19 protein-coding genes, 1 pseudogene and 1 riboswitch are annotated in these 22,372 nt (G+C 50.1%); of the genes and pseudogenes, 11 read left to right on the top strand and 9 right to left on the bottom strand.

Going from position 1 to position 22,372, the window contains the following annotated elements:
- Window positions 1–41 precede the first annotated feature (41 nt).
- Window positions 42–560, top strand: coding sequence for a nitroreductase family protein (locus Dia5BBH33_RS08140; protein WP_022382451.1), 519 nt, complete (start codon window positions 42–44; stop codon window positions 558–560).
- A gap of 113 nt (window positions 561–673) precedes the next feature.
- Here Dia5BBH33_RS08140 and Dia5BBH33_RS08135 read toward each other — a convergent pair whose 3' ends face one another.
- Window positions 674–1,606, bottom strand: a complete 933-nt coding sequence (locus Dia5BBH33_RS08135; RefSeq protein ID WP_143332733.1) for a LysR family transcriptional regulator — start codon at window positions 1,604–1,606, stop codon at window positions 674–676.
- Between the two features lie 480 nt (window positions 1,607–2,086).
- Window positions 2,087–2,410, bottom strand: a complete 324-nt coding sequence (gene trxA / locus Dia5BBH33_RS08130; protein WP_022381934.1) for a thioredoxin — start codon at window positions 2,408–2,410, stop codon at window positions 2,087–2,089.
- A 349-nt stretch (window positions 2,411–2,759) separates the two neighbouring features.
- Here trxA and Dia5BBH33_RS08125 point away from each other — a divergent pair, with 349 nt between their 5' ends.
- From Dia5BBH33_RS08125 to Dia5BBH33_RS11305, 4 genes and pseudogenes are all read left to right on the top strand, one after another.
- The gene (locus Dia5BBH33_RS08125) at window positions 2,760–3,344 is read left to right on the top strand and encodes a hypothetical protein (RefSeq protein WP_143332732.1); all 585 of its coding nucleotides are present in this window, start codon (window positions 2,760–2,762) and stop codon (window positions 3,342–3,344) included.
- A gap of 28 nt (window positions 3,345–3,372) precedes the next feature.
- Window positions 3,373–3,519: a carbon starvation CstA family protein gene (locus Dia5BBH33_RS11395; RefSeq protein WP_269776990.1), complete on the top strand. Its 147-nt coding sequence runs from the start codon at window positions 3,373–3,375 to the stop codon at window positions 3,517–3,519.
- 23 nt (window positions 3,520–3,542) lie between these two features.
- Window positions 3,543–4,862 (top strand): annotated as a pseudogene (locus Dia5BBH33_RS08120) (carbon starvation CstA family protein); the annotation flags it as partial.
- A 36-nt stretch (window positions 4,863–4,898) separates the two neighbouring features.
- Entirely contained in the window at window positions 4,899–5,126 is a 228-nt protein-coding gene (locus Dia5BBH33_RS11305; RefSeq protein ID WP_232518133.1) for a hypothetical protein, read from the top strand.
- A 282-nt stretch (window positions 5,127–5,408) separates the two neighbouring features.
- On the opposite strand, the gene nrdG is transcribed toward Dia5BBH33_RS11305, so the two are convergent.
- From nrdG to mnmA, 3 genes are all read right to left on the bottom strand, one after another.
- Window positions 5,409–5,963, bottom strand: a complete 555-nt coding sequence (gene nrdG, locus Dia5BBH33_RS08115; protein ID WP_022381999.1) for an anaerobic ribonucleoside-triphosphate reductase activating protein — start codon at window positions 5,961–5,963, stop codon at window positions 5,409–5,411.
- A 72-nt stretch (window positions 5,964–6,035) separates the two neighbouring features.
- On the bottom strand, window positions 6,036–8,234 hold the full coding sequence (gene nrdD, locus Dia5BBH33_RS08110) for an anaerobic ribonucleoside-triphosphate reductase (protein WP_022381998.1): 2,199 nt from the start codon (window positions 8,232–8,234) through the stop codon (window positions 6,036–6,038).
- A 408-nt stretch (window positions 8,235–8,642) separates the two neighbouring features.
- Window positions 8,643–9,728 (bottom strand): tRNA 2-thiouridine(34) synthase MnmA, encoded by a 1,086-nt coding sequence (gene mnmA, locus Dia5BBH33_RS08105; protein WP_232518033.1) that lies wholly within the window; start codon window positions 9,726–9,728, stop codon window positions 8,643–8,645.
- 292 nt (window positions 9,729–10,020) lie between these two features.
- Between mnmA and Dia5BBH33_RS08100 the strand changes: the two genes are divergently transcribed.
- The 5 genes from Dia5BBH33_RS08100 to Dia5BBH33_RS08080 all read left to right on the top strand — a co-directional run bounded on the left by Dia5BBH33_RS08100 (window position 10,021) and on the right by Dia5BBH33_RS08080 (window position 15,450).
- Entirely contained in the window at window positions 10,021–10,818 is a 798-nt protein-coding gene (locus Dia5BBH33_RS08100; RefSeq protein ID WP_022381996.1) for an enoyl-CoA hydratase/isomerase family protein, read from the top strand.
- Between the two features lie 13 nt (window positions 10,819–10,831).
- Window positions 10,832–11,530, top strand: coding sequence for an alpha/beta hydrolase (locus tag Dia5BBH33_RS08095; protein WP_143332731.1), 699 nt, complete (start codon window positions 10,832–10,834; stop codon window positions 11,528–11,530).
- A gap of 39 nt (window positions 11,531–11,569) precedes the next feature.
- Window positions 11,570–11,637: riboswitch (Fluoride riboswitch) on the top strand.
- 34 nt (window positions 11,638–11,671) lie between these two features.
- Window positions 11,672–12,058, top strand: coding sequence for a fluoride efflux transporter CrcB (crcB, locus tag Dia5BBH33_RS08090; RefSeq protein ID WP_022381994.1), 387 nt, complete (start codon window positions 11,672–11,674; stop codon window positions 12,056–12,058).
- A gap of 322 nt (window positions 12,059–12,380) precedes the next feature.
- Window positions 12,381–13,760, top strand: coding sequence for a hypothetical protein (locus Dia5BBH33_RS08085; RefSeq protein ID WP_143332730.1), 1,380 nt, complete (start codon window positions 12,381–12,383; stop codon window positions 13,758–13,760).
- 349 nt (window positions 13,761–14,109) lie between these two features.
- The gene (locus Dia5BBH33_RS08080; protein WP_143332729.1) at window positions 14,110–15,450 is read left to right on the top strand and encodes an anaerobic C4-dicarboxylate transporter; all 1,341 of its coding nucleotides are present in this window, start codon (window positions 14,110–14,112) and stop codon (window positions 15,448–15,450) included.
- Between the two features lie 126 nt (window positions 15,451–15,576).
- Here the strand turns inward: Dia5BBH33_RS08080 and Dia5BBH33_RS08075 are convergent, their stop codons facing one another.
- The 3 genes from Dia5BBH33_RS08075 to Dia5BBH33_RS08065 form a co-directional block, all read right to left on the bottom strand.
- Window positions 15,577–17,217, bottom strand: a complete 1,641-nt coding sequence (locus Dia5BBH33_RS08075; protein ID WP_108850122.1) for an IS3 family transposase — start codon at window positions 17,215–17,217, stop codon at window positions 15,577–15,579.
- Window positions 17,218–17,350: 133 nt separating this feature from the next.
- The gene (locus tag Dia5BBH33_RS08070) at window positions 17,351–18,475 is read right to left on the bottom strand and encodes an IS1249 family transposase (RefSeq protein ID WP_143332728.1); all 1,125 of its coding nucleotides are present in this window, start codon (window positions 18,473–18,475) and stop codon (window positions 17,351–17,353) included.
- 309 nt (window positions 18,476–18,784) lie between these two features.
- Window positions 18,785–20,191, bottom strand: a complete 1,407-nt coding sequence (locus tag Dia5BBH33_RS08065) for an SLC13 family permease (protein WP_143332727.1) — start codon at window positions 20,189–20,191, stop codon at window positions 18,785–18,787.
- Between the two features lie 153 nt (window positions 20,192–20,344).
- Here Dia5BBH33_RS08065 and Dia5BBH33_RS08060 point away from each other — a divergent pair, with 153 nt between their 5' ends.
- Window positions 20,345–21,295: a LysR family transcriptional regulator gene (locus Dia5BBH33_RS08060; RefSeq protein ID WP_143332726.1), complete on the top strand. Its 951-nt coding sequence runs from the start codon at window positions 20,345–20,347 to the stop codon at window positions 21,293–21,295.
- On the opposite strand, the gene Dia5BBH33_RS08055 is transcribed toward Dia5BBH33_RS08060, so the two are convergent.
- Window positions 21,281–22,195 (bottom strand): transglycosylase domain-containing protein, encoded by a 915-nt coding sequence (locus tag Dia5BBH33_RS08055; protein ID WP_108850632.1) that lies wholly within the window; start codon window positions 22,193–22,195, stop codon window positions 21,281–21,283. The two genes, Dia5BBH33_RS08060 and Dia5BBH33_RS08055, sit on opposite strands and share 15 nt — an antisense overlap.
- Between the last annotated feature and the right edge of the window lie 177 nt (window positions 22,196–22,372).

Genomic DNA, 22,372 nt, shown 5'->3' with positions numbered 1-22,372 from the left:
ATATTTCCAAGCGTAACGCTTATTGGAGGAGGAGATTGGGCATGGATGAAATTTTCAGAAGAGGCGAATGCCGTAATTTCAAAGAGCTGACACCAGTACCGGATGAACAGCTCCTGACACTCGTCAAGGCAGGCATGCAGGCCAGATCCGTAGGAAATCAGAAAGACAGAGACTTCATCATCGTAACAAGAGAAGACCTCGTCAAAGCCATTTCTCACAACAGCATCGTAGCAGGCCCGGCGAGAAAAGCATCTGCTGCAATCGTTATCGTAGGCAAGAAAGAAGGCGTCAGCTTCCCTGACGAATGGTCCTTCGACTGCGCAGCTGCCGCAGAAAACATCCTGCTCGAAGCGGAACACCTGGGGCTGGGGAGCCTCTGGCTGCAGGTTTATCCATATCAGGACAGAAAGATCCACCTCTGCAACATCCTCGATATCCCGACTGAACTTGATCCATTCTGCATCGTAGTCATCGGCTATGCCGAAAGGAAACCAGTCGTACTGAACCGCTTTGATGAAAGAGAAGTATCATACGACCTGTATACAAACCACAAAAAGTGACCGCCGCGGGGGTTAAAGAAACTCTGCTGGAAAACCAGCAGAGTTTTATTGTGGGGAAAATGGATATGAAGGGAAAGCAAAAACACCCGCCTTTCAGCGGACGTTTTTCCCTTCTACTCAGCCTCAGCACTGGCTGCAGCAACGCTAGGTTCTGCAATGACAGGGCGAAGATTCGTAGAAGTGAATTTGTAATTTCCCATGTACTGGATGAATTTTCCGAGGTGGTCGGTGATGAAGACGCCTTTCTTCCACAGCAGGCCAAACTGGTTGCTGATCCTTGGCTCGACAGGAATCTTCACGATGTTTTCCGGAAGGGTCATTGCCGAGTAGAGGAAGGCACCACAGTTGCCGGCAGAAAGACAGTTGAGGACTGTCGTCAGCTGGCTGCAGTACATTTTGATATGCGGAGTTGCTCCTTCGGAACGGAAGCCGGTGATGACGGTGTGAGACTGGACGGAGTCCGTGTTGAAAAGAATGATCGGCTCTTCCTTCAGTGTTTCGAAGGAAACGGATGGTTCCTTAGCCAGGTGATGATTCTTGTCTACACAGTACACGTACGTATCTTCAATGACGGTGTGGTAATCGTAGTTATCCAGATTGTAGAAATCCAGATTGGCGATAGCCACATCCAGTTCATCATTATCGACAAGCTCGCGGGCGTGCATGGAAGAGCATTCCATGAGCTTCACGGGGATGCCGTATTTCTCTTCAAACTCCATGGCAAGGGACGGCAGAAGCAGGGCGCTCGGGGTCGAAGTGATGCCGATCCGAAGCGGTGCCTTGTTCGTGTCCTTGTCAGAGAAATCCGTGTACATCTCATGCGCTCTGTGAAGGATATATTCGGCTTTCTTATAAAAAAGAGAGCCGTCATTGGTCAGTGTGATCCGGTTCTGGCCATGGGTGAAAAGTCTAAGGTGAAACTCCTTTTCCAGATTACGGATCGAAGTCGATATTGTCGGCTGTGAAACGAAAAGGGATTCCGCAGCGCGGGTGATGCTGTGATAACGGCACACGGCGCAAAAGTATTCCAGCTGATTAAGTGTCATAGCGATTGCCTCCTTGAAATTCCATGACAGGAAACAAACCGGTTCAGCTGAGAATTTCAGGCAGAATGACCGGTGGTGCAAAGGTGATACAATTAAAAAGCCCGCAAATCATCCATATCTTTTAACGAACAATACATGCACATCAATCAGAATGAATGGGTGACTGCGGTGATACAGGCCGTGAAGCGAATGAATGGCATATCGTCACCCACTCAGATACGGAAAATTCTTAAATTACTATTATCAGTATAAATAAATATTATCAAATAATCAAGAGTATAAACAAAACTTTACATAAAAAATACTAAAGGAAGATTCTAAGTTATAAAAATTTGTAATATGCGAATAAATTGCATATATAATGGAGTATATGTGCATCAAAATCTATGGATGGGGATGGAAATGAAGCGAAAGACATATGAATAAAATCAGGCATGAAAAAAGAGCCCGGATATCCGGACTCCTTTTTAGTGCAATTCATTAAGCGAGGAACTTCTTCAGTTCTTCGAGGAATGCTTCCTGCGGTACAGCGCCGATCATGCGGTGTACTTCCTGGCCGTCCTTGAAGAGGATGATGGTCGGAATGGACATGATGTTGAACTTTCCTGCGAGTTCCTGCATTTCATCGGTATCAACTTTGGTGAAGTTGACTTTATCTCCGAGCAGCTCGGAGGCATGGTCCATGACCGGGGCCATCATGCGGCAGGGGCCGCACCAAGTTGCCCAGAAGTCAATAATGCTGTAACCTTTGTGGTTTACAATTTCTCTTTCGAAATCTGCCTGGTTGTGAATTTCTGTGATCATAAGTCGATCGCTCCTTTTCGTCCGCGCTTCAAAAAGCAACGCTGCATTTAATTCTTTCTATATGACTATTATAACATATTTTGAAGTATGTACAAGGGGATAAAACTTGAAAATTTCAAGTTTTTAGATATATAGAGAAATAAAAATAGAAATGTTTTGCAAGACATTCTGTGGTGAAATGTCATATGTCTACTTAAATTTGATTTTTAAAATATAGTATACTTTTCAATACTTGCGAATAGGTATAAGTATCTTTTATTACAGAAATTATTTGAAGTAAGGTATAATCAAGTTAATATAATTATATCTCATCAAATAATGAGATTAAGAGATAAGGAAGGAGGACGCGATGGATCGAAGAAGAAACGCTGCTGAGAGGCTGCTTGCATCGTACAGCAGATTTTACGGAATCACCCGTTTCGACGGGATGGACGCTCCGGAGACGGAAGGAGTCAGGGAAGCTCTAAAGCTTTCTGTTCCGCTCCTGCCGGGCGGCGCAGAGCTTACGGCTGTGTGCGAATACTATGAGAGGGACGGCGGCTATTTCCTGCTTCGGTCCAACGAACTATGGACGTCGGAGCAGGAGGAGTTCATTTTCCTCTTCACCTGCCCGCGTCTGACGGAGGCGGTCCATGAGGCCGTGAAGGAATTTGTCTGCCGGGAAGGCAAGAAGATGGCTCATATAGGACCGGGCCATATGTGCACAGGAGTTTCCTCTGTCATCATCTGTGATGATGCTGATGAAGCAGCAGAAAAGGCATTGAAGAAATCAAGTTACACGAAAACGTTCTGCTTCATGATCCACGGATGGCTCGAGTACCGGGCCAGCTGCCTGGACCTGTCGAGGGAAAAATTCCTCTTCAACAGGGCAGGGCGGAGAATGCAGCCGGAAATGATGAAGGTGTGGGAAGGACGGAAGGCCGGTCTCGCGTGAGGCCGGGATTTGAAGGGAGGTCACTTCATTGAATACGCTTGTACTGCTCGCGGTTTGTCTCGCTATTCTCCTCTGCGGCTATATTTTCTACGGCCGCTGGCTGGTGAAACAGTGGGGCGTGGGTGAGGGAAATATCCCGACACCTGCTCATACAATGGAAGACGGGATTGACTAGTCCCCGCTAAAGCTCCGGCGCTCATGGGGCACCATATTTCCTCGATTGCAGGCGCAGGCCCTATCACGGGACCGATCGGGGCTGCCATGTTCGGATGGCTGCCTGTCACGCTCTGGGTTCTCGTCGGCGGCATATTCTTTGGCGGCGTCCATGACTTCGGCGCGCTCTTTGCATCTGTCCGCCACAACGGGCAGTCCATCGGGGAAATCATTTCAGCGAATATGTCTAAGAGAGCCAAGCAGCTCTTCATCATATTCTCTTACCTGACACTGATCCTTGTCGTTGCAGTCTTTGCTGCCATCGTTGCTTCCACGTTCGGCGCAACGATTGAAAACGGCGCGGTCAATATGGAAAAGAGTGCTGTCAAAGCATCCGTTGCCATGGTTTCGATGCTCTTCATTGTGGCTGCCGTCATTTTCGGCCTTATCGTATACCGTTTCCATGTATCCATGGCAGTATCCACAGTGATGGCTATCGGCGCTATCGTCCTCTGCATGGGCATCGGCATGAACTTCCATCCGATTTACTTCTCCTAGACGACATGGATGTGGCTGATCGGCCTTTACATTACGATTGCTTCCGTCACTCCGGTATGGATCCTGCTCCAGCCACGTGACTACCTGAGTTCGTTCCTTCTCTATGCGATGCTCATCGTTGCCGTCGTCGGCATCGTAGGCGCGCATCCTGATATCGATCCGAACCTCTTCCCGGCTTACACAGGCTTCTCCGTGGACAATGGAAACGGCGTACAGTACCTGTTCCCGATCCTCTTCACGACCGTTGCCTGCGGCGCGATTTCCGGCTTCCATTCCCTTGTATCTTCCGGCACGACGTCCAAACAGCTCGATAAGGAATCCGACGCCAAGCCGATCGCATACGGCGGCATGCTTCTGGAATGTGTTCTTGCCATCATTACCCTCTGCGCGATTGCGTATGCCAGGGAAACAGGCCATATCCACGGCGCAACGGATATCTTCGCCGGCGGCATCGCTGCCATGATTGCCAAGATTCCGGGCCTGGAAGGAGCAGAAACGATGATGTACACGCTCCTTGTCCTGACATACTCCGCATTCTGCCTGACATCCCTTGATACAGCGACAAGACTGGCCCGTTTCATGTTCCAGGAATTCTGGCTCGAACCAGGCGAAACACCGAAGGACATCAAGGGCGGATTCAAGAAACTGATGGTCAATCCGTACTTTGCTACGATCCTGACCGTTGTCCTGGGCGTCCTTCTTGGCATGAACGGCTTCATGAAGATCTGAGGTCTCTTCGGCGCAGCCAACCAGCTCCTCGCCGGAATCGGCCTCCTTGCCGTAGCCGCATGGCTGGGCAATGCAGGGAAGAACAATAAGATGTTCCTCTTCTCGATGACCTTCATGATGATCGTCACCCTTGCATCCCTCGTCATCATCGTCAGGAACCAGATCGGCATGATCATGAAAGGCGGAGCAGACTGGGGCCCGTACGCACAGGCCGGCATCGGCACCCTCCTCATCGTCCTTGCCCTTGAACTTGCCGTAGAAGGTTACCGTACCGTCATGCGCGGCAGAAAAGGCGGCGGAGATAAAGCAGAAAGACTGCCTGACCTTGAAGTAGAAGAATAAGTGAAGACATTAAAAAGGGGCTGTGACAAAATCCGTTAAAACGGTGCTTTTTTCTATTCTCGAGCGAAGCGAGGTTTAAGGGTGTTAACCTTGCTCCGAAGGAGAAGGTCCCGGCGAAGCCGGGGAATACAGTAGTTCTCGAGCGTAGCGAGGTTTTTAGGTGTTCAAACAAAATCAATGCATATAGATGCTAGATAATTCTTTAATGGCATATTCCAATAGAAAAAGGACCTGTGGCAAAATGTGTAATCATTTTGCCACAGCTCCTTTTCAGTTGGTAAATCAGATCTTCGAGTTCGGGGACATGCTGGTGTCTCTCGGATCCCACGGGACGACGGTGCCAGAAGCCAGGCTCTTCTGCACGTCGATGGTTCTCTGGTTGGAGGAGCCTTTGAAGAGGAGGGTGACATCCTTCTTTTCAAGGACGAATTCACCATCTACCAGAACGTCGATGCGTTTCAGAAGTTCCATAGTTTCAGGCATCTTCTTGGCAAAGTTATCAAGGAGATCCCTGTCATAGAGGTAGCCGGTGAAGCACCAGAGGTTCTTCTGCGGATACATTTCCTTGAAACGGGTGACAAGGGAGAGGAGCGCCTTCTGATTGGCCGGTTCCATCGGTTCGCCGCCGAGGAGGGTGAGGCCTTCATAGAATTCCTGTCCGACTTCCTTCAAGATGTAGTCTTCAGTTTCTTTGGTGAAAGGCTTTCCGTAGTTGAAGTCCCATGTTTCCTGGTTGAAGCATCCCTTGCAGTGATGGGTGCAGCCGGAAACGAAGAGAGAGAAGCGGATGCCGGGGCCGTTTGCAATATCATATTCTTTGAAATTGGCGTAGTTCATGTTGATTTCCTTTGAAATGTTGGAATGAAAGAAAGAAAAAGGGCGGCGGACGCCGCCCTTCAGATATTCAGATTACAGGTGGAGGACTCTGTCCTTGATTTCCTGTGTACGGCCCTGGTTCCAGAACTGGGTGCCGATGTAGCCGCAGGTTCTTCTTGCGACGCTCATCTTGTGCTGGTCGCGGTTGCCGCAGTTCGGGCATTCCCAGATGAGTTTGCCGGTTTCATCTTCGATGATGCGGATTTCTCCGTCATAGCCGCATGCCATGCAGTAGTCGCTCTTCGTGTTCAGTTCTGCGTACATGATGTTTTCATAGATGTACTTCATGACGGTCAGGACTGCCGGGATGTTCGTCTGCATATTCGGTACTTCGATGTAGGAAATAGCGCCGCCCGGGGAGAGTCTCTGGAAGTCGGATTCGAATTTCAGCTTATGGAATGCGTCGATGTGTTCAGAAACATGGACGTGGTAGCTGTTGGTGATGTAGTTCTTGTCCGTTACGCCCGGGATGATGCCGAAGCGTTTCTGGAGGCATTTAGCGAACTTGTAGGTGGTGGATTCCATCGGTGTGCCGTATACGGAGTAGGAGATGTTTTCAGCAGCTCTCCATTCGGAGCACTTGTCGTTCAGTTTCTGCATGACAGCGAGGGCAAATTTTCTGCCTTCATCCGTTGTATGGGATACGCCGAGCATGCGGACGCACATTTCATAGAGGCCTGCATAGCCGAGGGAAATGGTGCTGTAGTTGTTGAAGAGGAGCTTGTCGATCGTTTCGCCCTTCTTGAGACGAGCGATAGCGCCGTACTGCCAGAGGATCGGAGCCACGTCGGAGACGGTGCCGAGCAGTCTTTCATGGCGGCAGCGGAGCGCTCTGTGGCAGAGTTCGAGGCGGTCTTCCAGGATTTCCCAGAATTTATCCATATCGCCGCCAGAGGAGCATGCCACATCGACGAGGTTGATGGTGACGACGCCCTGATTGAAGCGGCCGTAGTATTTATGCTTTCCGTTTTCGCCAAGGCCCTCGGTATCCGGGGTGAGGAAGGAGCGGCAGCCCATGCATGGGTAAACGTCGCCGTGCTTCAGGTTCTTCATGATCTTGGCGGAAATATAGTCAGGAACCATTCTCTTTGCTGTACATTCAGCAGCAAGTCTGGTCAGGTAATAGTACGGGGAATCATCATGAATGTTGTCTTCGTCGAGAACGTAGATCAGTTTCGGGAATGCCGGAGTGATCCAGATGCCCTTTTCATTCTTGACGCCCTGCATTCTCTGGCGGAGGACTTCTTCGATGATCATGGCCAGATCCTTGCGGGTACGTCCGTCCGGAACTTCGTCCAGGTACATGAACATGGTGACGAATGGAGCCTGGCCGTTGCAGGTCATGAGGGTGATCAGCTGGTACTGGATGGTCTGGATGCCGGATTTGATTTCTTCCTTCAGACGACGCTCCACGATCTTTTCGATGATGGATTCGTCCATGGATTCACCGGTTTCCTTGCGTTCAGCGATGACTTCCTTCTTGATCTTCTGGCGGCTGATATCTACGAATGGAGCCAGGTGCGCCAGTGTGAAGGACTGTCCGCCGTACTGGTTGGATGCTACCTGAGCGACGATCTGTGTCGTTACGTTGCAGGCAGTGAAGAAGGAATGCGGCTTTTCAATCATGGTCTGGCTGATGACGGTGCCGTTCTGCAGCATGTCTTCCAGATTGATCAGGTCGCAGTTATGTTCTCTCTGCGCATAGTAGTCAGCGTCGTGGAAATGGATGATGCCTGCTTCATGCGCCTTCACGATTTCTTCGGGGAGGAGCAGACGCTTTGTCAGATCCTTGGACACTTCGCCGGCCATGTAGTCGCGCTGGGTGGAATTGATGACAGGGTTCTTGTTGGAATTTTCCTGTTTGACTTCTTCATTGGAGAGGTCGATCAGGGAAAGAATGCCGTCATCGGTTGTGTTGCTCTTGCGGGAGATTTCTCTCTTGTAACGATAGCGGACATACTTCTGCGCTACTTCATAGCCGCGCATTTCCATGATGCCCGTTTCGACCATATCCTGAATGTCTTCGACATTGGCTGCGTGGGAGTAGCCTGCGATCTTGTGCGCAATGTTGTCTGCGACAGCGCGGATCTGGTAATCATTCATCTGGTGGACGTGATCGACTTCGTTATTGGCCTTGCCGATAGCGTTCACGATCTTGGTGATGTCAAAAGGTACTTCCTGGCCGTTTCTCTTAATGACATTCATCTTGACGTTCATTTCCATTTCTTCCATTCATAACACCCCTAATGCTTTCAAAATCCCATTTTTTCTTTTGTTTTCTCTATTTATATAAGTTTCTCATTCTAGTTAAAATAAATACAAAATATTGATAAGCGCACATAATGACGCACAATATCTTGTGCCGAAATCTATTCTACAACAACAGGCGGAAAAAGGGAATAGAGAAAAAGCCCTTCTTTTTATTTCTAATGTAACGTTCGGCGAAGCTCCTTTAAGAAGGACGCCGGAAACGCCTTCCTGCCGTGTGTTTCACAAGATATATTTCGATATGGAAAAAATTTATAGTGACTAATAAACCCATATAGAATAATCTGAAAATCCTCTTTAAAAGTCCGGGCAATGAAAAAATGACTCTCAAAAGAGAGTCATCTTCCATCCGGTATCCACAAGGGATGACTTTTAGAGCGCTCTGACGATTGTGCCGCCGCCCAGGAGGAGGTCGCCGTCATAGAAGACGACAGACTGGCCGGTTGTGACAGCGCGCTGCGGTTCATCGAACGTGACGACAGCGCGTCCGTCGTCTCCGACCTTCACGGAGCAGTCATGGACACGGACGCCATAGCGGATCTTTGCCTGGCAGCGGAACTCTTCCTGCGGGATCTTGTCGTCGTAGAAATGGAGTTCGTTGGCGAGAAGGCGCGTGCGGAAGAGATCTTCATTCGATCCGACGACGACTTCTCTCGTGTCAGGACGCAGCTCGATGACGTAAAGCGGCGTCCTGGCAGCGATGCCCAGGCCCTTTCTCTGGCCGATCGTATAATAAGGGATGCCCTTGTGCTGGCCGAGCACATGGCCCTTTTTGTCGACGATATTTCCTGGCTGGAACGCTTCCGGCGCGTGGTTCTCGAGGAATTCCACGTACGATTTTTCGCTGGTCAGGAAGCAGATATCCTGAGACTCTGCCTTGTTGTAAGTCGGAAGGCCCTTTTCCTTGGAAATAAGGCGCGTATCCTTCTTGAACGTGCGGCCAAGCGGGAAAATAATATGCGAAAGCTGTTCCTGGGTCAGGTGGTACATCATGTAGGACTGATCCTTGGCGATGTCCAGACCCTTTCTGACCTCAAACAATTCCGTTTCCGGATTGTAGACGATGCGCGCGTAGTGGCCGGTCGCAAAGTAAGGCGCGTCGAATGCCTTTCTCACTTCATCATAGAAGAGACCGAACTTCACCTTGAAATCGCACATCATGCAGGGATTCGGCGTCATCCCTGCTGCGTAGGACTCGATGAAATAATTGAGGACGAACTTCTGGTACGCCTCTCTCACATCGATGACCTTGAACGGAATCCCGATGAATTCCGCCATCTTGCGGGCGCCTTCGATCTCCTCGTCCTGCCCGTCAAACTGATACATGGTAGCGCCGTAAACCTCATAGCCCTGATCGAGCAGGAGGCGCGCGGTCAGCGTGGAATCCACGCCGCCGGACATCGCCACGACGACTTTCTTCTTTTCTGCCATAATAAAATCCTTTCTGAAAACCATCATTCCCGGAAGCATTTCCGGAGAAATCTCATCGGAGTGAAAGTCCGAAGGATGCGACCCCGTCATTTTTTCTGCTGCGCAGAGGAGACCGCCCGGGGCGGTGCGCCTTTGGAAAGAGAGACAGAGATACCTCATTATTATACCATGGTAAATCAAGAGTTCCTTCCTTTTTATATAGAGAAATGGAAATGAAAGAATCCCTCCGTGATATAATAAAAACAGTGAATCCAGTTGAGAAACCCGGAAGATCCGGGAATCATTTTTGGCAGATCTGCCATGACAGGAGGAAATATCCATGGACTATACGAGAATCAGGACAAAAGTCGAAGACGGCATTGAAACGATTACACTCGACTACCAGCAGACGCTGAACGCAGTCGATCTCACGATGGCACTGGAACTCGAAGATGCGCTCACCAAAGCTGACAAGGACGAAGAAGTGAAGGTCATTGTCATGGAAGGTGCAGGACGCGCCTTCAGCGCAGGCGGCGACATCCGCTACATGAAAGCGCACTGCGAGGAACCGGACTTTGCCACGAAATCCATGGCAGCCCTGGCAGGGAAACTGGCAGAAGACATCATCCATATGAAGAAACTTTCCAAGATCATCGTCTGCGCTGTCCACGGTGCATGCGCCGGTGGCGGAATGAACCTGGCACTGGGCGCTGACTATGTCATCTGCTCTGATGATGCCAAATTCATCCAGGCCTTTGCAGGCATTGCCCTCTGCCCGGATACGGGAGCTGTCTTCCTCCTCCCGAGAATCATCGGCGCCAACCGCGCCCTCGACCTCTTCGTTTCCGGCCGTCAGGTCAAGGCAGACGAAGCTCTTGCTATCGGCCTTGTCAAAGAAGTCGTTCCAAAGGAGAAGCTGGATGAAACCGTCCATGCCTTTGCCAAGAAACTGACCGAAGGACCGCTCCTTGCTTACCAGAATATCAAGAAGCTCATGTACATCAGCCTCTATCAGGGTTTTGAAGACTACTCCAAGCAGGAAGCAGGCCTCGTCGGCGAATGCTCTGCCAGCGAAGACTTCAAGGAAGGCATCACCGCATTCCTCGAAAAGAGAAAACCGCAGTTCAAAGGACGTTAATAGAAAGGAAATCATGAAGAAGGAATCGTTTCAGGAAGGACCATACCGGGTCACGCTCTACACGCCCGAAGTGAATACGAAGGGGATCTGCTACTTCATCCAGCCTGCCGATATTGCTTCGGAGAATGAAAGTCTGGCGGATAGGCTTGAAATCGCCATTGCTGCCATAGACGGCCTTGACTGGAGCAATGACCTTTCGCCATGGGAAGCGCCTGGCATCTTCAAAAGGGAAGGCGATTTTGGAGGAGGGGCCGACGTCTTTGAAAAATTCTTCCTTGAAACGATTCTTCCAGACACTGAAAAAAGAGCGGGTCTTGATAATCCCGAAAGGCAGCTCGTCGGTATTTCCTTATCCGGCATGTTTGCGCTTTATGCGGCCTGCCATACCGATGCATTCTCCGGCATCGCCTCCATTTCAGGTTCCTTCTGGTTTACAGGACTCCTTGACTATTACAGGAGCCATCCTTTGTCGCCTGCGGTCAGGCGCGTCTACCTGTCGCTCGGTGCCAAGGAACCGAAAACGAGAAGGAAACCATTGAATACGATTCTGGAAAGAACAGAGGATGTCCTTGGTATCGTCAGGGAGGAAGGAAAGGAAGCCATTCTCCAAATGAACCGGGGCGGACACTACGTCCATCGGGGAGAAAGGCTCGAAGAAGCGCTCCGCTACCTCCTCTCCGGCGCAGAATGGAAGGGCGAGTTCTCCCTTTAGTTGCAGGAAGCATCCACGCATGCTATAATGAGCTCACTTAAGAAAGACGGCGATGGAGTTCGCCGGGCATATGCCGAACGCTTCGCGCTGATGACTCCTGTCCCTTAACCGGGGCAGGAGTTTTTTGTTTAAGGAGACAACATGCAGAACTACTTATTCCCACTCTGGGTAGCCCTTGGAGGCGCCCTAGGTTCCCTCTGCCGCTATGGCACGACGATTTACATGGCAAGAATGGCAGGCACCTACTTTCCCTTCGGGACACTTGCCGTCAATGGCGCAGGATCCTTCCTGATCGGACTCTTGTCAGTCCTTCTTGTCAAAGCCTATCCCAATCCCGCCGCTGCCGCCTTCCTCATCACAGGCTTCCTCGGCGGCCTCACCACCTTTTCCTCCTTCATGAACGAAACCATGCAGTACCTCCAGGCAGGCGACATCCTCCAGGGCTTCCTCTACCTCTTCCTCCAGCTCGCCGGCGGCCTCCTCTTCGTCATGCTAGGGTGGTTTATAGGAACTAGGGTGTTCCTTTAGAAAAGGCTCCCCCACGGGGGAGCTGCCGCGTAGCTGTGCGTAGTGGCAGAAGGGGTGGAGTAAATAGAGTTAACTGGTAAGAACAGAAAGTGAGATTTGTTAGGGGAAGCTGCCGCGGAGCCTCGCGCAGCGGCAGAAACATCATGTAATAGAGTTAACCGGTAAAAATGCTATTATATAATACTTATATGTATGATATGCTTATCTACACTAAATTCAGCAAAAAAGCCTCGCGGAATTGACCGCGGGTCTTTTTTTATGACCGGTATCGGGTTACAATAGATGGATAGGGAAGGTTCTTTGGATGAAAGAAGGAATTCATATGAAAAAGAATCATTTAGCAATATGGGTGACAGCAGCCCTGCTTTCGCTGCCTTTTAGTTCTGCTTTTGCAGCAGATGCTGCCGATGCCACAGCTCCTGCCATGGAGCAGGGGATGCAGCAGGGACAGATGCCAGAAGGACAGCCCCCGGAAGGGATGATGCCGCCTGGAGGTTTCAATCCGCCAGGAGAAGTCACGCAGGGGACTTCTGCCAATACGATTTCCAAAAATGAAACCGTCAAAGGCGCTGTTTACATGTCCAAGGGAGACAATGAGAATGCGCTTCGGATTACGGGCGCAGACGTTTCTCTTGACCGCATCGTCGCAGAAAAGATATCGGGCGCTACGTCCAATACCGAAGCAGGCGATTTCTACGGACAGAACGCGGCCCTCCTTGCCACTGACGGTGCAAAGGTTTCCCTGAAGAATTCCTTTGTCACTTCGAATGCGCAGAACGGGAACGGCGTATTCAGCTATGGCAAGGGAACGAAGGTCTACGTCGAAGATACCGTCATCACGACGCACAAGGATAATTCCGGCGGCATCCAGACGACGGGCGGCGGATATACCGAAGCCAGAAATCTGACGATCGTGACCGAAGGAAATTCTTCGGCCGCTATCCGGAGCGACCGCGGAGGCGGCACGGTCATCGTGAAGGGCGGATCGTTCAAGACGGGCGGTTCCGGCTCGCCTGCCATCTACTCGACAGCAGATATCCGCGTGGAAGGGGCAGACCTCTTAGCCACATCTTCCGAAGGCGCTGTCATTGAAGGGAAGAACAGCATTTCCCTCAAGGATTCCACGCTCGACGGCCACATGAATGCGGTCTGCAAAATGGGTGACCGCACCATGACCGAAGAAAATGTCCACACTGTCATGATTTACCAGTCCATGAGCGGGGATGCGGAAAAGGGCCGCTCTGATTTCTCTATGGAAGGAAGCACACTCCATTCGAGAGCCGGCGACGTCATCTACGTGACGAATACGGACTGCAATATCAAGCTGAAGGATACGGAAATCACGAGCGATGATGCAGATGGCGCTCTCCTTTGCGTCGTCGGGAACAGCGCATCGAGAGGCTGGGGGAAGAAAGGCGCCAACGGCGGCAATGCGGACGTTCTCCTTGAAAATGAAAAAATTAAGGGAAACATCATAGCCGATGATATTTCGATGCTGAATCTTACTCTCAAGAATACCCGCTGGACGGGTGCTCTTTCCATTGATAAGAATGCAGCAGCCACGGATCCCAAGGGAACTGTCAATGTCAAGATCGATGAAGGATCCTCCTGGGCGCTCACCGGCGACAGCACTGTCACGACGCTTGAAAACCACGGCACCATTTTGAAGAATGGTCATACCCTGACTGTATTGAAAGCGTAAAAATCAAAAATAAAAGTACAAAGAAAGAGCTTTATTGGAGTCATTATTCTCCAATAAGGCTCTTTTTGGCTGCCCAAAATTTTTAGTGTATCGAAAGTAAGCGAAAATGAAAAGTGGAAACTGTTTCCATGAAAATCAAAGAGATGGATATGAATATGGAAGGATAAAGGAGAATAAAGGAGATTTCATGTGCAGGTAAGTTCCGCATAGAGCAAGTATGGATGATAAAAAGGCATCCATAACATAAAATTCATGATTAAAGAGAATTTGATAAAAATTTTACATACGGTATACTATACATTATCACCCGAAGGAATAAGTATATTCTTCAATTCAGGAGGAAACAATTATGGAAATGTTTTTAGGATTTATGGTGCTCCTTGCCTGCCTGTTCCTTGGAATCAAGCATGGCGGGATCGGATTGGCGGTCATCAGCGGCATCGGTCTGATGGCTTATACATTCCTTTTCGGATACAAGCCGGGCAGCCCGCCTATCGGCGTTATGCTGACAATCATGGCAGTTGTTACCTGCGCAGGCTTCCTGCAGACATCCGGCGGTCTGACCGTCATGCTGAAGTATGCGGAACGCTTCCTCAGAAATAACCCGAAGCATATCACGATTCTGGCTCCGGTCACCACATGGCTCCTGACTGTCCTCTGCGGCACAGGCCATGTCGTCTACACCATGTTCCCGATCATTTATGATATTTCCATCAAGGAAAATATTCGTCCGGAACGCCCGATGGCCGTTTCTTCCATCGCATCCCAGATGGGCATCTCTGCATCCCCGGTATCCGTTGCTGTCGTTTCCATCGTCGGATTCATGGCAGCTGCAGGCTATACCTACTCCCTGCTCCAGATTCTTGCCGTATCCATTCCGGCAACCCTGATCGGCGTCATCGCAGCTGCTCTCATGAGCTACAGAAGAGGCAAGGACCTCGCTGACGACAAAGAATTCCAGGAAATGATCAAAGATCCGGAACAGAAGAAATATGTGTACGGTGAAAACGAATCCCTGCAGGGCAAGGAACTTCCGTCTTCTTACTACCACGCTACCATCATTTTCCTCGTCGGCATCCTCTGCATCGCAGTCCTCGGCAATTTCCCGGATCTGCTCCCGCACTTCGCTGATGCCAAAGGCAAGATGCAAGCCATTTCCATGACAACCGTCATCCAGATGGTCATGCTCTTCGTTTCTTCGATTATCCTCTTCGTCTGCCACACCAAAGCCAAGGAAGTCGGCAACAGCCAGGTCTTCCGCGCAGGCATCGTCGCACTCGTATCCGTTTACGGCGTTGCATGGATGGCTGATACATACTTTGCCAACCACATGGCAGTCCTGAAGACATTCCTCGGCGCTGCTGTCACCGAATACCCATGGGCGTATGCGCTCGTCCTGTTCCTGACATCCAAGCTCGTCAATTCCCAGGGCGCAGCCGTTGCCATCGTCATGCCGATCGCTTTGAACGTAGGAATGGACCCGGTCATGGTCCTGTCCTTCATTCCGGCTTGCTACGGCTACTTCTTCCTTCCGACCTATCCGTCGGACCTTGCCTGCATCGGCTTCGACCGTTCCGGCACCACAAAAATCGGCCGCTTCGTACTGAACCACAGCTTCATGCTCCCGGGCCTCACCGGCGTGTTCACAGCCTGCGTTGCCGGCTTCATCATCGCTCATATTCTTTACTGATCAGCACCAATTTCAAAGGGGCTGTAGGAGTTCGGACTTGCCTTCCCAGACGGGGAAGGGGGACCGCGGAACGCGGGGGATAGGGTTGGGGGGTGCGGATATTTTTTTGGACCATTCTGGTAGTACTTACATTATCCCTAAGCTTTCTCTGTATTCTACTGGACTCATGCCGCCCAAGGTAATTTTAATTCGGTCTTCATTATACCAATGAAGATAATCGTCTAGGTAAGCTATGAATTCTTTAATGGATACACCTATCCAGCTTCTATTATAGAACATTTCGTTTTTTACTCTTCCAAAGACACCTTCACAAGCAGCATTATCCGGCGAGCACCCTTTTTTCGACATGGATCTTGTCCAGCCGAATTTCTTCATCAAGGCGATCCATCCAGGCCATTGGTAATGTATACCGCGGTCTGAATGAACGATAGGATGCTTGTCATCGCCCAGGGCCTCTCTCGCTTTTACCAGCATGGTATTGACCAGTTTGGCATTCGGCGACGTGCCGATCGTCCATGCGACAATCTTGCCGTCAAAGACGTCAGTTATAGCTGACAGGTATACTTTCCCTGCAGATATGTGGAATTCCGTAATATCTGTGAGAAGCAGCTTTCCTAATTCGTCGGCATGAAAATTCCTGTTAACGAGATTAGGGGCAGGTGAAATTTCTCCTTTGTAGGAGCTATACTTTTTAGCTTTTTTGCGGTATGGAACCAGATGATCCTCTTTCATAAAGCGGCGGACGAGCTTCTCAGAAAGAATTTTCCCATCTTTTCTGAGCGCTAACCAGATTCTCCGGTAACCATAAACCGACCGGTTCTTCTTAAATTTGTCTTTGATGGTTTCGCGTATTTCCGCATATTTATCTCCCGCCTTCATAGCGGATTTCTGGTAGAAATATGAGGCTTTAGCCATATTTAGCACCGTCAGCAGTTTCTTCAGGGGATACTTGCTGCGGCTCAGAAGGGCATCAATCACGATGGCTTTTTCCCGATTGGTCAGTGTTTTTAGACTGATGCCCTCTTCTTTTTTTATTGTTTCTGCAGCTATCTCGAGGGCTTCGTACTCGATCCGTTTAATAAGAGTCTGCTCGCCAAGCTCCTTATACTCTTTCGCAAGTGTCTGGCACTTTTCATCAAGAGACTTCGTCTTCTCTCCCAGTGACTGATTGGCTTTCAGCAATGCTTTATTCTCTTTGCGGAGGTTTTCCATATTTCTAAGCAGTACTTGCATTTCTTCTTTTAAAGATTCAATCGTTACTTCCGAGTCCTTTTTAGACATTGTTGCCAGCCTCCTTTGGAACAATTCCTCGAGGAAGCCTAAGTCCTTGTAGATAGCGTTAGAGGCTATCTCAATTTCTTCGAATGGATTCTCCTGAATCAGTGGACTGCTTCCCGTCTGTCGATCTTGCCCCCATTTTACAGGGTTCTGGTCAGCTTGCCAATGATCGTTTTCGTTAAGGTTGTATTTCTCAACCCATATTTTCAATCTCTGCGTGCTGCTGGGATAGCCTATTTCCCTGATGGTGCGCCGCAGATCGCCGCAATTTACGAAGTATTTGACGGCTAATGTTTTTTGTTTGAGAGAATATCCGTCATCAAATCCGTCTACTTCGTGAATCTCTCTGGAGAACTTGAATTCCCGGCACCATTGACGCAACACTTTTATGTCGTGAGGATAGCCGAGCGTTCTCATAATGCCTTTGAGCCCCATGCCCGAATCGACGTGCAGTTTGACTGCCTTTAAGCGCTCTTCATGCGAATACATAAATTGACCTCCTGACACCTCTGTCAATTGGTCCAACTTTTTGTCCGCGTCCCCTTGATTTCCACGGACGAAGTCCGGTTGTATGGTTTTCAATTAGCCCGAAATAGGATTATAGGACAAAACGTGTTGGTAATTAATCCCAGTCATGGCTGGGATTAAATCCAGAATTATGTAATTCGTCCCACATTATGGCATCACCCCAAGCTGGGATTGAATCTGCCAGTCTTTGTTGTGAGCTTATGCTATTATAGATAGTAGAGATGCTTTTATCGGTCGGCATAACCTTGAGTATTTCTGAGAGTGAAAGCGGTTTCGGTGAGTGCATGTAACACCACCAGAAAACCGCTTTTATTCGTCTTTCAACGGATAATCCACGATGGTTTCTGAGCATCGCTCGAAGCTGTGCATTTACACCGCCCTCTATGAGATTATTTGTCGCCGGATAAGGACTTGGGAATTCATCAGCCTCTTTCAGATAGGTGAAAAGATTCCCGGATTTTATCAGGCTAATGAGCGATGTTTTTGCCTTTATGAGGCGTTCGTGGGTGTGTCGCATTACGCCTCTATCGTCCATTGTCATTTCTTTTAGAAATTCCTTATGCTTCATTGTCCAAGATTCAAATCGGCTTACCCATTTTTCTGCTTTTTTAAGAGTTTTTATCTCCAACAAATCCCTGGCAAGCATATACAGCTGGGCACCGGCAAGGGTTTTTGGACGAGTCGTTGTGTAACGTCGTACCTGGCAAAATACATGAAATATGCAGCGCTGCAGTCTGGCATTTGGCCAGACTTTTTTTAATGCCTTTTGGAAACCCGGACCACCGTCAGAAACGACTATACGTGGTTCAGCAATACGACTCATCAGGGCTTCCCAGGCAAAAGCACGTTCATATCTACATAAATACCATCCTAATACATGATGCTCATCACAACGGATCAGAATGCAGGCTTTTCTGGCAAGATAAATGCCATCAACATATACAGTTTCCCTCAGTTCTTCAATCTTCGGCGGCATGGCCCAGATATCCCAAAATTTCGCTGTTTCTCTTCGGAAATTACGCCCTTCACCTGTCATATCCTTCTGTGTATCCTTGCTGAATAACCAATCAAGAAACATACTGAAATCCTTCGCATCACGATTAATAGGAAGAGTAAATACATTCCCACATTCTCGGCACTTCCAGCGTTGTGTTCCTGCCCGTGTTTTTCCATATTTGTAGCAGGTAAAACCACAATAACGACATCTAACTTCTTTCATAAAATAACCTCCTAGAAAATAATTCATTCCCTAGGAAAGATAAAATACCATTTTAGCCCGTATTTACAAGGTGTCTGAGACTTTTTACCAACACGTTTTGTCCACCCTTTAAGAATCACTGAAAATCTTAAAATGCCGATGGATCCCGATAAATACGGGTTCCATCGGCATTAAAACCAACACGAAATGTCCTATAAGCCCCGAAACACTTGGGTGGGATAATCCTCCAATCGAATATTCCAATAGAAAAAGAGGCTGTAGAAATGATCGCACATTTCTACAGCCTCTTTTTCTATTGAGAGGGCAAATTTACAGCTCGTTGAAGAGCGGCGAATAATTCATGAAGAGCGTGCAGATGATGATGGTCGTCGCGCAGGTCAGGATGGAAAGGCGGATGCCGTACTTGATCTGCAGCGATGGATTCAAACCGTAGCCGACTGGAATCGCTCTTGTGGAAACGGGGAGAATGTATGCGCAGTTGGCGGCAACGATGGTCCCCAGGATATACGGGATGGGGTTGACGCCCATGACGCCTGTGATGCCGGTCACGACAGGGATGGAAATCGAAGCGGCGGCCGTGTTGCTCGAAAGTTCGGAGAGGAAGCAGGCGAAGGTACAGGAAATAGCCATGGTCATGAGTCCTGGCGGAAGCTGGAGGCCTACGATGATGACAGCGAGGCGGTCGATGGCGCCCGTTTCAATGACGAGACGGCCCAAAGCAAGACCACTTGCGAAGAGGAAAATCATGCCCCACATGGCGTGGCTTTCTGCGTACTGCCAGTCAAGCATCGTCTTGCCATTTTCATCATGCAGGAAGAACATCAGCATGCCGATGACGAGGAAGACGTAAGCAGGCTTCATGGCAGGAAGGAATGAAGCGAAGAGCGGACGGATGAAGGCGAGGGCGGTCGCTAATATAAAGAGGTAAAGGCCGATCTTCTCGCCCCTTCTCATGGTGCCGAACTTGCTGTACATTTCACGGAAGTAAGCGCGCGTCCCCGGAAGGTCCTTGGCCGGAGCCGGGATGAGCCAGAGGAAGATGAGGTTCAGGAGGAAGACGATCGCAAGGAGCGGAAGGAAACGGATGACCCAGTCATAGTACATGAATTCATGGCCGGTCAGCTTTTCGATGTAGGAAACGGCGACAAGGTTCGCAGAGGATCCGATCGGCGAGCCGAAACCGCCGATACCGCTTCCCCAGCCGATGGCAAGCAGGATCGAGAGCGCCATGCGGCTTTCCGTCACGTCATCCTCGCCGACCGAGCGCAGCATGGCGACGGCAATCGGACAGAAGATAGCGGCCACGACGACGTTTGGAAGGAAAATGGAAAGGACGGTCGATGCGAGGAACCAGACGAAAATCTGGTTTTTCATCGAAGTCCCGATGAAGCAGAGCGCTTTGACCGACACGCGCTTGTCGAGGCCCGTCGTCGTCCATGTCAGACAGATGAGATCGGATCCCAAGAGCATGACGGCGATTTCCGAAAAGTACTGGCTGATGACGTGGGAATTCGGGATCAGGTTGAAGAAGGCATTGACGACAATCGGCACGAAGGCTGTGACGTAAATAGATACAGGCCTGATGATCCACCAGAGCGCCATCCAGACGGCCGTTGCGATGGCGAACGAGGCCGCGGGCGTGAACGTGCCCCAAAGAAGAAAAGCCGACAAGAAGAATGATGCCGGACCGATGAGAATTTTCCATACCTTTGCCAAAATGCATACCGCCTCACATGCGCCCGGAGACCGGGCCTTCCGAGTTCCGTTATTTTTTCTTTATCTGTCTTTAATTATAATAAGGCGCATAACCATTTAAAAACTGTTAATTCTTGTTTATAATACAAGTATATAGTTGTAACAAGAGGGCCTATGAATTTTCTATCCATGAAATACTTCGTCGTGCTGGCCGAAGAAGGGAGCTTCACGAAAGCAGCGGAAAAGCTCCACGTGACGCAGCAGACACTTTCCGCGCATGTGGCAGGGCTTGAGAAGGAATCAGGCGCCAAACTCTTCATCCGCCATGTGCCGCTTGAGCTGACGGACGCAGGCCGCGTCTTCTACCGCTATGCCAGGATCATCCGCAGAAATGAAATGGCGCTTGAAAGGGAGCTGACCGATGCGGCCGGCATGGGGAGGGGGACGCTTCGGATCGGCGTTGCTCCTTCAAGAGGGCAGGTCGTCCTTACGCCCGTCATTGAATCCTTCCGGAAATCCTGTCCGGGCATCCGCATCCGCCTTGTCGAAATGGCAAATGACATGCTCTGGACAGCACTGGCAAGAGATGAGATCGACCTCGTCCTCGCCCGTGCGCCGGAAGCGCTTCCCGGCATCGCATGTATTCCCTTTGCCGAAGAGTATTCCGTCCTCTACCTCTCCGATGATCTGGCGGAGGCGCTCTGGGGAGAGAAGAAGGGAGAAATCCTCTCTTCCCTTTCTGAAAGAAACAGGGAGCTTCCTGAATCCTTTGCCGAATGTCCCTTCCTCTTGAACAGCGAGAGCGACATCACGGGGGCTCTTGCACGCCGCCTTTTCAGGGACGCCGCTATCGATCCCGTCATTGCTGTCGAGTCGGAAAGCATGGGCACGATGCTGAAGCTCTGCGTGGACGGGGCCGGCGCTTACTTCTGCCCCGAAAGTCTGGCGGAGAAGCTCCTTCCGAGAAGCGCGCAAAAAAAACTCCACCGCATCACCTTCGAGGACGGGAAGTACGAGATTTCCTTCGGGTACCAGAAAAGTGCTGAACGGTGGAGTATGATCGGTCGTTTCATAGAAGAGGCTTTCAAAAGCCGCGGGAAGAAGTTTCCCTTAGCGAAGCCATAAGTTGGCGGCGGCATGCGCTGCCTGCTCGTGCGTGATGTAGCCTTCCTGCGCCATGAGCGTCAGGACGACGGTCATGCGCTCGGTGCCGGCCTTGGGGTGATCGATGGGATCATAGGCAGAAGGCGCCTGCGGAAGTCCTGCAAGCATGGCGCACTGGGAAAGGTCGAGCTCCTTCGGCTCCTTGCCAAAGTACGTGTGGCTGGCTTCCCTGAGGCCGTATGCCCCGTGACCGAAGTAAATGGTATTGAGGTAGAGCTCAAGGATTTCCTGCTTCGTGTAGTAGCGGTCAAGCTGGACGGCAAGGGCGAGCTCTTCAATCTTGCGGCTCATTGTGCGCTCCGGCGAGAGGAAAATGTTCTTGACCGTCTGCTGGTCGATCGTGCTGCCGCCTTCGAGCGTTTCGCCTGCCATGTAGTTCGTCACCATCGCGCGGGCGACGCCGATCGGATCCATGGCGCCATGGTCATAGAAGCGGCGGTCTTCGGTCGCAACGACACCGTCGATGAGGTACTGCGGGATGTCCTTGAATGGAACGAAGTTCTCGCGGTGGACGCGGGATTCGAGTGCTTCCTTGAAATTCGTGAGGTCGTGGTATTCCTGGCGGAGCGTCTGGATGTCCTGCTCCTTGGCGACCGTTGCATTCGGTGCGTCCTTGGATTTATTGACTGTGACCTTGCCGGAATCCGTCGTTCCTGTCACGCCGGATGCGAAGGTGGAAACCATGTCCGTCACCTCGCCGTAGAGGGAGTCATCCTTCTTGGCGGATGAAGGCGCAGAAGAAGCCGCTTTGGGCGCGCTTCCTGTAAGACTGGCCGGAATGTACTTCTCGATGCCGCTTCCCTGAGAGAAACCCCAGTAGACGGCGCAGGCCAGAACGATAAGCATGAAAAGTCGTTTCATTGTATTCCTTCCCTGAAAACGGGATATTTCCCGTAGATATTCTGTTCTTTATTGTATCATAGGAAAAGAAAAGGGAAAAATGGGAAGAAATGGCCCCTGATGATTTTAAAAGGCTTTTTCCTGCCAATCGAAGGATAAAAAGGGAAATATCTTTCCTGATGCCTTTCCAAAGTCTCT

It is taken from the genome of Dialister hominis, assembly GCF_007164725.1.
In the GTDB taxonomy this organism is placed as follows: domain Bacteria; phylum Bacillota; class Negativicutes; order Veillonellales; family Dialisteraceae; genus Dialister; species Dialister hominis.
The sequence above is the reverse complement of the archived record's forward strand: the minus strand, read 5'-3'. Positions and strand labels throughout refer to the sequence as shown.